At 49.5% G+C, this 12,639-nt stretch carries 11 protein-coding genes; 8 read left to right on the top strand and 3 right to left on the bottom strand.

Annotated elements, in window-relative coordinates; translation table 11 throughout:
* Genes BDT_RS02040 through BDT_RS02005 form a run of 8 tightly spaced genes read left to right on the top strand, consistent with a single transcriptional unit; the run spans window position 1 to window position 9,121 of the window.
* Window positions 1-489 (top strand): ExbD/TolR family protein, encoded by a 489-nt coding sequence (locus BDT_RS02040; protein WP_041576866.1) that lies wholly within the window; start codon window positions 1-3, stop codon window positions 487-489.
* Window positions 486-3,449, top strand: a complete 2,964-nt coding sequence (locus BDT_RS02035; protein WP_015089599.1) for a tetratricopeptide repeat protein — start codon at window positions 486-488, stop codon at window positions 3,447-3,449. The genes BDT_RS02040 and BDT_RS02035 overlap by 4 nt, the downstream gene beginning before the upstream one ends.
* Window positions 3,446-3,727: a hypothetical protein gene (locus BDT_RS02030; protein WP_041576864.1), complete on the top strand. Its 282-nt coding sequence runs from the start codon at window positions 3,446-3,448 to the stop codon at window positions 3,725-3,727. The genes BDT_RS02035 and BDT_RS02030 overlap by 4 nt, the downstream gene beginning before the upstream one ends.
* Window positions 3,728-3,736: 9 nt before the next feature.
* Complete coding sequence (locus BDT_RS02025) at window positions 3,737-4,963, top strand: AgmX/PglI C-terminal domain-containing protein (protein ID WP_080602317.1); 1,227 nt, start codon at window positions 3,737-3,739, stop codon at window positions 4,961-4,963.
* A 12-nt stretch (window positions 4,964-4,975) separates the two neighbouring features.
* Window positions 4,976-6,046 carry a hypothetical protein gene (locus tag BDT_RS02020; protein WP_015089597.1) on the top strand — a complete coding sequence of 357 codons (1,071 nt, stop codon included), beginning with the start codon at window positions 4,976-4,978 and terminating at the stop codon, window positions 6,044-6,046.
* 2 nt (window positions 6,047-6,048) lie between these two features.
* Window positions 6,049-6,789, top strand: a complete 741-nt coding sequence (locus BDT_RS02015) for an outer membrane beta-barrel domain-containing protein (RefSeq protein ID WP_015089596.1) — start codon at window positions 6,049-6,051, stop codon at window positions 6,787-6,789.
* The gene (locus tag BDT_RS02010; RefSeq protein ID WP_015089595.1) at window positions 6,786-7,853 is read left to right on the top strand and encodes a hypothetical protein; all 1,068 of its coding nucleotides are present in this window, start codon (window positions 6,786-6,788) and stop codon (window positions 7,851-7,853) included. The genes BDT_RS02015 and BDT_RS02010 overlap by 4 nt, the downstream gene beginning before the upstream one ends.
* Window positions 7,850-9,121, top strand: a complete 1,272-nt coding sequence (locus tag BDT_RS02005; protein WP_015089594.1) for a hypothetical protein — start codon at window positions 7,850-7,852, stop codon at window positions 9,119-9,121. Before BDT_RS02010 ends, BDT_RS02005 begins: the two co-directional genes overlap by 4 nt.
* Here the strand turns inward: BDT_RS02005 and BDT_RS02000 are convergent.
* From BDT_RS02000 to BDT_RS01990, 3 genes are all read right to left on the bottom strand, one after another.
* On the bottom strand, window positions 9,105-10,247 hold the full coding sequence (locus tag BDT_RS02000; protein ID WP_235046230.1) for a hypothetical protein: 1,143 nt from the start codon (window positions 10,245-10,247) through the stop codon (window positions 9,105-9,107). The genes BDT_RS02005 and BDT_RS02000 overlap by 17 nt on opposite strands.
* A gap of 174 nt (window positions 10,248-10,421) precedes the next feature.
* Window positions 10,422-11,255, bottom strand: a complete 834-nt coding sequence (locus tag BDT_RS01995; protein ID WP_015089592.1) for a flagellin N-terminal helical domain-containing protein — start codon at window positions 11,253-11,255, stop codon at window positions 10,422-10,424.
* 454 nt (window positions 11,256-11,709) lie between these two features.
* Window positions 11,710-12,558 carry a flagellin N-terminal helical domain-containing protein gene (locus BDT_RS01990; RefSeq protein ID WP_011162997.1) on the bottom strand — a complete coding sequence of 283 codons (849 nt, stop codon included), beginning with the start codon at window positions 12,556-12,558 and terminating at the stop codon, window positions 11,710-11,712.
* Window positions 12,559-12,639 lie beyond the last annotated feature (81 nt).

The following is a 12,639-nucleotide window of genomic DNA, read 5'->3' as shown; positions in this document are numbered from 1 at the left end:
ATGGTTAAGACTTTCCTGGAAACATCTCCTAAACGATCTCCGATGACAGAAGCTCTGGCATTGAGTGGTGGTAAAAAGAAACGCGGCGTGGGTCGTGAGCTGGCAATTGCCCTGCCACTGACCTCGCTGATCGACGCCTTTTCCATCATCGTGATCTATCTGCTGATCGGTACTCAGAACAGCGGTATGGAGACTGAAATTCCAAATCAGCTGAATCTGCCAACGGCTCATCACAGTCAAAGTGTGGAAAAGGTGACCCCGATTCTGCGCATTGAAAAGGGCAACTACTTCCTGGATGACAAAAAGATTGCTGCCAATGATCTGACAAAGAAACTGGCGGAATTGAAAAAGAACGCCCAGGAAAAAGACCTTGAACTGATGGTTCAGGCCGACACCGAAATGAGATACGCAGACCTGGATCCTTTGCTGAAAGCGGGATCCCTGGCCGGAATCGAAAAACTTAAATTTGCAGTGGTGCCAGGACAATGAAAAATCTAAGACGAATCACCCTTCTCAGTGTTGTCCTTGTTGGCGCTTTGAACGTTCGTCTGGCAAATGCAGAAAAGATGAACGCCGGAACGCAGGATCTGGTTATCCAGAAAATGGAACGGGTCCTGTCAGCCATTGGCAAGGAAGATCCATCCTGGGTTCCGACTCAGCAGCGTCTGGCCGATTTGCTGGCAGAACGTGCCCGTGACCGCTTCATGCTGGAAGTTGAAGCCAACTGTGACGGCTGCAAAGGCTCTAAAGCCGACCGTCAGAAGGCCATTGGCATTTACGAAGATCTGCTTCGTCAGGTCAGCCTGAACGAACACGGTCCTATCCTGTTCCAACTGGCGCATTTGTACGAAATGGCCGGTCAGAACGACAATGCGATTCGTCTGTTTGAACAAATCATCAAGGAAGCCAAAGCCAAAAAAATCAATCCGGCGATTGTTTCCCGCTCCCACGCCTCACTGGGTGATCTGTTGTTCCAAAAGAACAAGTTCAGAGATGCCCGTTATCACTATGTAATCGCACTTAAAGACGACAAACTGGAAAACCGCGCCCTGGTGACTTACAACATGGCTTGGTGTGATTTCAACGAGGACAAACTTTCCTCTGCAATCACAATTCTGGAAACGCTTCTTAAGAACAAACACCTGATCACCCGCGACACGGAAGAAGGTTCCAAGTACGACCCTGTTTTCCATGCCGATATCATGCGTGATCTGGCCACTTTCTATTCCCGCAAAAACATCAATGACAGGGAAATCGCCCAGTTTGAAACGCTCGCTCCGGCGCAAAACCGCAAGGAACTTCTGTTCCATTTTGCTGGTGAAGCCGACCGTCTGGGACAAAAACAAGCGGCGCATAAAATCCTGAACCGCTACCTGGAACAGCCCGATCTGACTAAATCAGAGCGTCTGTCTGCGTTTGTTCGCATGGCACAAGTGAACTATGACCGTGGTCAGACCACGCAGTCCACGCAAGACTTCGCCAAAGCGGCCGCGGCCTTCAAAAACACCGATTGTGATGATGAATCCAAGTGTGAAGAACTGCAAAAAACGATGAAGCGTTATGTAACAGAGCTTCACCGTCTGAAAAAGCTGAATCCGGATCAGGATCTGCTGAACGCTTACGTTATCTATAACAAGACCTTCCCGACGGACATCGAAATGGCCAACCGTGGTTCTCAAATCGCGATGGACATGAAGAAATATCCTCTGGCGATCCAGATCTATCGCAGCATCAGCGAAAGCCGCAAGTTCTCTGCAAAAGAGCGCGAAGAGGCTTTGAACAATGAAGTTTCCGCAGCGGAAAAGTCCCAGGATCTGAATCTGCGTCGTGAAGCTTATCTTCACTATCTGAAGTATTCTGACAACGATGCAAAATCTTTTGAGGTTCGTTACCAGCTGGCTTACCTGAGCTATCAGCAGAAACAGCTGAAAGAGGCCGCTGTGGCCTTCAACGACCTGACTGAAGATAAAAAGGGTTCAGCGGATCTTCGCAAAAAAGCCGCCGACCTTTCTTTAGATTCAGCGGCTCAGCTGAAGAACGAAGAGACCCTGCAAAAATGGGCTTGGGACTATGCAAAGATTTTCCCGGCTCACCGTGCAGAGTTTGAAGCACTGGCTCGTAAATCTCTGATGAACGAAGTGGCTTCTGTTGCCAACAATCCAAAATCATCTTCTTCAGACATGAAAAAAGCCCTGAAGAAAGTGATGAGCACGGACGTGGCGACAGCAAAACCCACTGAAAAGGTTCTGTTCTATACCAATGCCAGCGTTCTGGCTCAGAAAACCGGTGAAGACAGTATCTATGTGCAGTCCGTCCTGGCTTTGATTGCCATGAACGAAGTTTCTGACTTGAAAAAAGATGAGCTGCGCGAACAACTGGCCGCTCACTATGAAAAGCATCTGGATTTCAAAAACGCTTACCGCATGGCTTCTCAGGTTCGTAGCTCGAAAGTGTCTGAAAAAGACCGCGAGTTCCGTCTGGGCACCCTGGCTGACTTGGCTGAAATGAATCCGGAAAGACACTACAAGGCCGCTTTGAAAGCCGGTCTTAAAGGTGAGCGTTCCCTGATCATGAGATCCCGTCTGGTGTTGTTGTCTTCAAATCCGGTGAAAGAGCTGAAAGCTCAAGCTCCTGAATTGAAACAAAAACCGGATTTGCTGAATGAAACAGCGTTGCTGGTTTATGCCCGCACAATGGACAAATCCGGTTTGAAATCCGTATTTGAAATGAAAGAGCTTCGTCGCAAATCTGCAGCGCAGTTCTTCCAAAAGCAAGATTTCTATAACAAGGTGGCTATTTTCCATCCGAAGATTGCTTCCCATCAGCTGAACGGCAAGAACGACCGCACTGTGCAAAAATCCATTCAAGAACGCATGAGCCTGACAGCAAAAGCAGATGGCTTGCTGAAGGAATCTTTGGCACTGAAAGACATCACGGCTCAGTTGATCACGCTGAACATCGTGGCATCTGAAAATGAACGTCTGGTGAAAGACCTTGCTTCTTTGCCAATGCCAAAAGGTTTGAGCCCGGCAGAACAGCGTCAGTATGTGGACCTGCTGAAAGGCCGCTCTAAGCCGTACCTGCTGAAGGCTCGCACAGCGAAGCAGAAGATGGATGAACTGTGGGCTCAGTCCCCAGCTTTGGGTCAACTGGCTTCCGAATACAAAAACGCCCGCCCTGAAATCCAGAAGCTGCTTCTGCGTGAAATGCAGATTCTGGAAGACCTTCCAGGCCGTGGCCGTATGAAAACTGCCGTGTCTGATGCTTTGGGTTCTTCTTCCTTCTCTAGCCGTGACCTGGTTTCTGCACGTAAATCCGTGTCTGAAAACCCATCCAATGTGCGTGATTTGGAAAACCTGAAGTACCTAGAGACAAAAATGGGCCACCCTCTGATGCCGTCCTACCTGGAAGCCCGTTTAAATCAAATTCAGAGAGGAAAGAGCCTATGAAATCCCTGATTGTTGTGGCCCCCCTTTTGCTTAGTCTACTAGCGGTACCTTCCCTGGCGTCTCAAAAAGCGACGGGATCGAATAAGGTGAAAAAAGAGCAAAGCCACAGGCCCAAACTCGGCACCTCGTTCAAATTTGATGGCAGTGCGCTCAGAGGTAAGTACCAGAGCTCACTGAATACGAAAGCCACCGTAGAGAACGACAAGCTTCTTGAAGATCTCCTGGGTGGCCGAAACCGGTTCGATGACAAAATCGACCAAGACGAGAAAAGAAACTAGGACGTAAATATGAGTACTGCAAAGTTGTTAATTCTCGAAAACAGGTTAGGACAAAAAGTCCGCACCTTTGCTGTGGACTCCGAATCGCTGAACATCGTTTACCTGAAAAACAGCCGTCGCATTGAGGCTGTTTCCAACCTGCAGTCCCTTGACTCCAACGACATTGAATACCGTCTGCTGCAAACCGTGGATCTTTCCCAGATGGGTGACCAGGGCGTGGCGCTTGAAGGCCTGGGCCGTCTGCGCTTGGCAGACGCCTCTGCTCAAAACAGCCCGACTTACCAGCTGGCAGATGAACAAGACGATGAACAACTTAAAATCATGCTCAAGAAAACCTCACTGGCTCACCTGGCAGCGGTGCTGAGCCTGATGATGGGCGCCTGGATCTGGGCGTCCTATTTCACCAAAGCGGAAGAACCAATGCTGGTGACCATTGAACTTCCACAGGAAAAACCAGTTCAAAAAGCGGAACCTCGCCAGCACGTTCAGGTTTCCCAGAAGAAAATCAAACAGACCAACAAAGTCTATCGCCCGAAAGCTCAGGCGAAATTGAAAACCAAACCTTACAAAGTAAACACGGCGAAGGCCAAAGACGTTTCCCGTTTCGGCGCCTTGGCTGCTTTGGGTGGAACTCCAAAGGGCACTCGTGGTTACGAGGGTCTTGATAACAACTCCATGAAAGCCATTCGTTCTGCCGGCGTTGGCAGCGGCGGTGGTGGTGTCGGTTCTGCAGGTCGCGGTGGTATCAAAGGTTATATGCCAGGCAATGGTCTTATTGCCGGTTCTGCAGGTGAAGGCAGCGGCAAAGCTGTCAGCGCTGGCGGTTACGGCACAGCAGGCATCGGCGGTGGCCGGGCTGGCAACGGCAAGATCTCTTTGGTCGGCGGCACTTCCGCAGTAAGTCTGCCTTTGGATGACGAAGCAAGTGTTGAAGGCGGTCTGGATCGCGATCAGATCATCGCCGTGATCAACAAAAACAGAGGTCAAATCGTTTATTGCTATGAAAAAGGTCTGCAAGCCCAGCCATCCATCGGTGGTCGTGTGGCGGTGGACTTTGTGATCGGCCCTGCAGGTCGCATCACCACAGCCAAAGTGGCGCAATCCTCTTTGGGATCCCGCATGGTGGAAAACTGCATGCTTCAACGCATGAAAACATGGCAGTTCCCCCGTCCGGTTGGAAATGTAAATGTAGATGTTCTTTATCCATTCGAACTCATGCGCGTAAGCAGTCGCTAAGCGAGGTAGAATATGAACTTTCTTAAAACCACTCTTCTAGCTGTCCCTGTCACTTTGGTACTGTCTGGCTGCGGTGACTGGAATAAAAATCCGGTTCCTGAATCAAAGACTGCCACAGGTGAGGCTTTCGATCTGGATACTTTGAGAAAGCATTCCAAGGACGTGATCACTCACGGCCAGGACAAACCCCGTGAAATCACCAACACCGTGATCGTTGAAAAACCGGTTGTGGTGGTAAAAGAAGAATCCACCATCGACCAGAAATTCATCGTCATCACTCCTGATGCGCAGATGACTTTCAACGAAGGCCAGGAAGGTGTGTTTAAAGTTTATGCCCGCGTTCTGGTGCCGGGTGTGCAGATCTCCCTGACGGCAAAAAACCTTCCGGAAGGCGCAACCCTGACAGCATCCCAGGCTGAAAAAGATCTTTATCTGTTGAAATGGAATCCGGCTCTTTACACCGTTTCCTCCAATGAAAACATGAAAACCTTCAACGTGAAACTGGTGGCCGAAATCACTTCTGTTTCCAGCCAGCAGAACGCAGACAAACTCAAAGGTCTGGTTCGCGAGCGTGAAGTGAATCTGTTCCTGTTCAAAAACCAGGAAGCTCCTTCCGACCTTAAAGTCGATGGCTTGGCTTCGGAAGTGGCGCAAGGTCAGGAAATTCCATTCTCGGTGACAGTGAAAGTTCCGGGCATCGACGGTCGTTCAGCTCAAAAGCCACGTCTGGTGATCAGCTATGACGGTGTTAGCTACACGACGGGCAATGACTTCCTGGAACTGGATGGTTCCCGTCACGTTGTTGCAGACAAAAACAAAAAAGACCCCGAGTACCTGGGTGATTCCAAATGGAAGTTCTCTTTGGTGTTTGACACCAAGAATATCTCGGTTCAACCACAATTGGCGAAAGACGGTTCATTCATGGTCAACGCCAACGGCCTGCGTGTACGTCTGAGCTTTAAGGCTTACAGCCCGAACAGTCTGTCCACTCCGGAAGCTCTGAACAAGCTGAAGATCCGTTTCGTGTCCCAGGAGCCAACAACTCCTCCTGCGGCCCCGCAAACTCCCACAGGAGCACAATAGTCATGAAAACACTTAAACTGCTTTCCCTGTCTGTAATCGCTGCAACATTTATGGCTTCTCCAGCAATGGCTCAAGGCAAAGCGTCTGCTAAAAAAGCGACACTGGCTGACGACATTGATTCTTTGGGTGGCAACAAAGAGCTGGCAGAGATGGCTCAGAATATCAAATCCCAGACTCGCACTCGCATCGTGCAAGACCGTATCGTTGAGCGCAGAAACCGTGTTGAGTTCGGCTTGGCTTATGGTTCCACTTTCGGTGGTGACTCTTACGTGAAAACTCAATCCCTGAGCCTGGCGATGGACTATCACATCACACCACGCTGGTCTTTGGGTGTTCGCTACATGGACTTTGGCAACAACCTGACTGATGAAGGTAAACGTGTGTTCGAACAAGCTCGTAAGAACTACGAAGCTGGCGGTCGCGCTTACGCAGTGGATATCGACTATCCTGAAAATGCCGCTTTGGCAGTTGTGAATTGGTACCCGATCTATGGCAAAACCAGCTTCCTTGATATGGGCGTGACTCAGTTCGACCTTTACCTGCTGGCAGGTGGCGGTCAGATGACTCTTTCCAGCGGCACGACGGCTTTGATGACCGCGGGTGCTGGTGTGGGTGCCTGGATCACCAAAAATCTTTCTGCTCGCGCAGAGATGAGATACCAGACTTACAAAGATCAACCCGTGACGGGCTCCAGAACTCTGGACACTGTGACTGGTTCTTTGGGACTTGGATGGATTTTATGATCTCTGGCAATTTGTTCCTGAAAAACATTTTGATGATGGCCTTGGTCAGCTCTGCTTCTGTAGCAGGTGCGGCTGACAAGCTGTCCATCAAGGACTGGGGCAAATCTTTCGAGACGGCCCTGGATGCCAAAAATTCCTCTGAAGCCCTGAAGATGCTGGACTTCAAAAATCTGGAGACAGACGCTCTGCCAAAGTGCGTGGATTGCTCCAGCAAAGACGCAATGAAAAAAGCCCGCGGTCTTTTCGCCAAAGGCAACTTTGACGAATCCCTGAAGCTTTACAACCAGATCCCTAAAGGCAGCGACTACTGGTTCCAGGCTGTCGAAGAAAAAGGCTGGGCTTACTTCCGCCAAAACGATTCTGAAAAAGCCCTGGCTCAGACTAAAACTCTGGTCAGCCCGCAGTTTGGTGAAGTCGTGAACTCGGAAGCGTACTTCCTGCGCTCCCTGACTCAGCTGCGTATTTGTGATTACAAAGGTGTCTTTGAAACTCATGAGATCTTCAAAGAAAGACAAAAAGCCCGTATTTTGGAAGTTCAAAACCTTTCCAAGACCGGCATGAATGCGGCCTTTGTTAAAGCTTTGACCAAAGTGACAAGCTTCCCGGTTAAAGCTTCTGACGTGGCAGAATCCCTTCTGGATCTTCCGGTTCTTTACTATAAAGACACCGAGCTTCAGGGACAGATGCTGCGCTTTAAAGTGGCTGAAAAAGCTCTGGAAGTTCTGCAAAACCGCGGCACTCACCCGACTTTGCAGTCCCAGGTCAGTAAAATTCAACAGGACAGCCTGGATAAGATGAAATCCCGTCTGAAAAAACTGGCGCAGGATGAAACCGATGCAAACTTCCGCATCGTGCAGAAACTGAACCTGATTGAAGTTGAAGCGATTCAAAGAATCCACACCGACATGAAACTGGCTCAGGAGCTTTACTCCAAGGGCGATTTCAAAAAGTCCGGTGAAGATCAGCTGGTGTTCATGGACGACGGTCGCCCATGGATTGATGAACTTGATAAGTACGACGTGGCAGCCAAATCCTGCCCGCAGAACATCAGGAGGAAAATGTGAAACAGATCATCGCTCTTTGCATTTATACATCCGCATTGATGCTGGCCACTGCCTGCAGTCCTGAGTCCCCGGCACTTATGGCCCAGCAGGATCCAATCCCTGAAACACCAGTTGAGATCCCGCAGTATGAAATGCCGGCTCAGCAGGAATTCAAGTGGATCACGGAAGACGGCGGCCAAAGCCAGCTGGATTTCAATCCGCAAGTGGACATTCTGTTTGTGACTGACAACTCTGAATCCATGAAGTCCGCCCAGGAAAATCTGGTGCGCAATCTGGATCGTTTCACCAACGGGATCAACAAAAACGCCATGATCGACTATCAGATCGGCGTGATCTCGACGTGGGACAACTCGGACCGTTTCCTGAAAACGAAGAAAGACAAATACGGTATTGGTGAACTTCGCCATATCAAAGACGGCAAGTCCCAGAACTACAACAAACGTTTTGTGACCAAAAAGGAAAAGCACCTGCTGGCTTCGACTCTTGATTTAGGTGTTGCACCGTATGACCAGGGCGGTCCTGAAGATGAAGAATTCTTTGCTCCATTGACCGCAGCTTTGGAAAAATCCGGCCGTGGTGGCGTGAATGAAGGCTTCTTCCGTGAAGACGCCCAGTTGGTTGTTGTATTCCTGACGGATGCTGACGAATTCAAACAATCCCGCATCAATCCGGAACAAATGGCCCGTACTCTGCTGGATTTCAAAAAAGGCAAAGCCAACAAATTGGCTGTATACGGTGCTTTGGTGAAAGCGTCTGATTCTGATCAGTACAAAGACTGGGCTTTGCGCATTCACCATAAGTACAACGAACAGTGCTTCGACATGACTCAGAAGACGCCGAAAAACAACGGCACTTGCACTGGTTTTGGCCCTGAGAAACTGGAAGAGCTGATTGTGCGCGCCAACGAAGACAAAGGTGCCCCTGACGCAATCAAATCCAAATACATCGTGGGTATCGTGAACAAAAAATTTGGTGAGGATCTGGCTCGCATCGGTTCGGACATCACTAAAAAAACTCTGTCTAAAGAGATCTTCCTGACCCAGCGTCCACGCGCAACGGCTGACGGCTCTTTGCAGATCCGCGTTCGTTACGGAACTCCGGAACAACTGAACACCGGTCGCGGTCAGGTGATTCCGAATAAAGCCAATGGTGGCTGGACTTACGATCCGGAGAACAACTCTGTGTTGCTTCCGGGTGATATCGAGTACAAGTATCAGGACAAGGCCCGCTTCGCAGTAGACCTTATTCCTCTTACTTTGGCGCAGTAATTCTGTTGATGAAGTCCGCCACCTCGGCGGACTCATTAATCACACGCTGGCTGATGGCCACGTTCTTCCCGAAATAGCCCAAAGCCCGAATCTGCTGGGTATTCCAGATCTCAACACTCGTATTTTTCAGATCATATTTTGGATTGCCGTAAATTTCCTGGCTCCACAGTTTTTCAACCTGTAAATCCGGACGTTTGTTCAAAACCCAGTGAATGGCTGGCTGGGCCACATGGCAGCTGACGCAGTCCATGTTTTCCGGGTTGAAGAACTTGGGATTTTCGATGCGAAAAGCCGCACGCACTTCCTCGCGGATGGTGTCTTCGGTGCCCTCACCCATGCGGATGGATTCCGCAGCGATATTGTTGAAAGTGTCTGCACCCTTTGGAATCGGAGAAATCCCGCCGCCAGAGAAATGATCCGCCGGCACCGCCATGTTGATAAAGGACTGGGACAGACGGTTCAAACGTGGGATTGGCAAAAGTTCCAGTTTGTTATTACGAGGTTCAAACCCGGCAAAAGCCCACATGTCACCGTTACCGCGCAGAACCATCGCCGTCACCCGGCTGAAGTTCTGAACCCCGGCATATTTAAGAATAATCTTTTGGAAGTCCGCCAGTGCCGGAGAAGAATCTTTTTCTGCCGCCCACGCCGGATGCACCTGCAAAGGCATGTACTTGGTGTTCACGGAGTGTCTGGCTTTCCAGGCGTCGATCTCTTTCAAAAGATTCGCAAACTCCCAGTCCTGCAGAACATAGAAGCTGTGCAGGGCTGCATCGACGGTTTCAACTTCATTGCGACGGTTCATTTCAATCGGCTGCCACGCAAGACGGATCTGACGCTGACATGATTGTGGAGTCGGAAGCGGGAAACACGGATCAATACGAACAGCCATCACACGCAGAGTGCTGTTCACTTCCGGACGAGTGCGATCAATCGCCAAAACTGGCAGTTGATTGACCATGGCCACCGGAAGCAAAGCGCCCCCGCGAGCCGGACTTTCAAGTCTAAGCAGACCATCCCCGCCCACGGTTTGGGGCAAAGGCATCAGGTAAGTGACATCGTTCAAGTCCCACGCCGCTTGAGCGTGCAAAGCCATGCTGGTCAGAAGAATCATTAGCAATTTCATAGGATTGGTTGTTCCTTGGAGATGCTTTTGATTCAACAATATTCGCTCTAGCCGGGGTTGGAAATGTCTAAATGAAAACGCGTTGAAAATGCAAATGATCGCGGGCGATGATGGGAACAAATAAAAACGGCCCCCCGAAGGGAGCCGTTTTTTAGTTTTGGTTATAATTCAGCCTTAGCCCAAAAGCTTCAAAGCCAATTGTTGTGACTGGTTCGCCTGACCCAGGACTGACACACCCGCCTGCAACAAGATGTTATTTCTTGTCATCTCGGACGTTTCTGCCGCCACGTCAGTGTCTCTGATTCGGGAATTCGCGGCTGACAAGTTTTCATCAGCGATCAACAAGTTATTCGATGTTGATTGCAGACGATTTTGTAGCGCACCGAAGTTCGCGCGAATCGCGTTCACCGATGTCAAAGCGGAATCGATCGTACCCAGGCTCAATTGAGCACTTTCCTTGGTCCCCACATTCTCTGCCGTCAATCCCAGGGCATCGATGGAGGCGTTGGCCGCGCCAGCATTGAAGCTGATACGGTCGCGGAAAGCGTCGTTGTTTACGCCGACCTGGATGTCAATCATCCCACCAGTACCGTTAAGTAGTTCATAACCATTGAAGACCGTGGATTCAGTAATACGCTGGATCTCGGATTTCAGCTGTTGATACTCAACGTCCAAAAACTTTCTTTCTGTTTCACCAATTGTGTCAGAGGAAGCCTGTACACCCAACTCTCTCAAACGAATGAGCATATTGGAAACTTCATTCAAGCTGCCTTCTGCGACCTGCACAAGGGAAATACCGTCGTTGGCATTTCGGTTGGCCTGTCTCAAACCCCGGATTTGTCCTTTGAGGTTTTCACTGATCGCAAGACCTGCAGCATCATCAGCGGCCTGATTGATTCTCATTCCAGAAGCCAATCTTGCCATTGATCTGTTTGCGTTGATGTTAGTCATATACAGATTTTTTTGTGCATTCAACGCTGCCACATTGGTACCGATTCTTAATCCCATTCTATCCTCCGTGCTTCATATTTCTTCCTCCGTGAAAGTGTGCCATCCATTGGCATAAGGCGCGATCCGTGCACCTGTAAAATTAATATTCGGAACTTGCGATACAGTTCCCTGCTTACTTTTCGGAAAAATAACACAACTGCTCGAGTCCAGTTTTTGTCTTTTCTTTTTTATTTTTTGCTGAGGGAAATTTTTTTGAAAGCTCGGTCGCTGCGACAGAAAAATGCAGCTTTGAAAAATGGCGGACAAAGTCACCCTTGATGGGTCTTCGTCAGAAGAAAGAAGCATTTCACATCCGCCGTCACAGGCTGAGTGAAAAAAATGAGGCCGCCGTGAAAGACGGCCTCGTCGCAGGAAACAGATCAAATTGTCAGCTCGTTTTACAGAGCTCGGGTCGTTACACTTGAGGGTGATCTTGATCAGTCAAGATCGGGAACCTGGGTCACTCCAAGGATTAACCCTGGAATGACTTGTTCAAGAGTCCAAGTGCTACGTTAGCTTGGGAATTCGCTTGTGCTAGGACGGAAGTACCGGCTTGCAACAAGATGTTGTTCTTGGTCATTTCAGATGTCTCTTCAGCTACATCCACATCTCTGATACGAGAGTTAGCGGCTGACATGTTCTCTACAGACACTTGAATGTTTGAAACTGTAGATTGAAGACGATTCTGAATCGCACCGAAGTCTGCGCGCATTGCGGAGACACTCACGATCGCCTGGTCAATCGCCGCCAAAGCGTTCTGTGCAGAAGCTTTGTCAGATACTGAGGTCAGGTTCACACCCAAAGCTGCAGAGTTTGCATCGGCTTTGGAAGCGTCGAAAGAGATACGGTCGATTTCAGGATTATTTCTGGTACCAACTTGGAAGTCCAGGATGGAACCTACACCCGCCAGCAACTGAGTTCCGTTGAACTCTGTACCTTCGGAGATACGGTCGATCTCGGAAACCAACTGATCGTATTCCACGTTCAGGAACTGTCTTTCTACAGGACCGATAGTATCGGAAGCTGCTTGTACGGACAATTCTCTCAGACGGATCAAGATCGAAGAGATCTCGTTCATGGAACCCTCGGCCACCTGGACCAGAGAGATACCGTCTTGAGCGTTTCGGGATGCTTGTTTCAGACCGCGAATCTGAGCTTTCAAATTCTCAGAGATCGCTAGGCCGGCGGCATCGTCACCAGCTCTGTTGATGCGGAATCCTGAAGCGAGCTTTTCCATGCTCTTATCAAGACCGATCTTCGTCCCCCAGAGAACTCTCTGAGCATTCAACGAAGCACTGTTTGTATTAATTCTGAGACCCATGTTTCCTCCTCCTTGAAGATTTCCTGAGTTTCGATCCTTGAAACTCTGGTGCACCTTTTTAGTGCCCTTGGGCGGTTCATT

The sequence above is a fragment of the Bdellovibrio bacteriovorus str. Tiberius genome, from assembly GCF_000317895.1.
Taxonomy (GTDB): Bacteria; Bdellovibrionota; Bdellovibrionia; order Bdellovibrionales; family Bdellovibrionaceae; genus Bdellovibrio; species Bdellovibrio bacteriovorus_F.
This window is presented reverse-complemented; position numbering and strand designations above follow the sequence as displayed.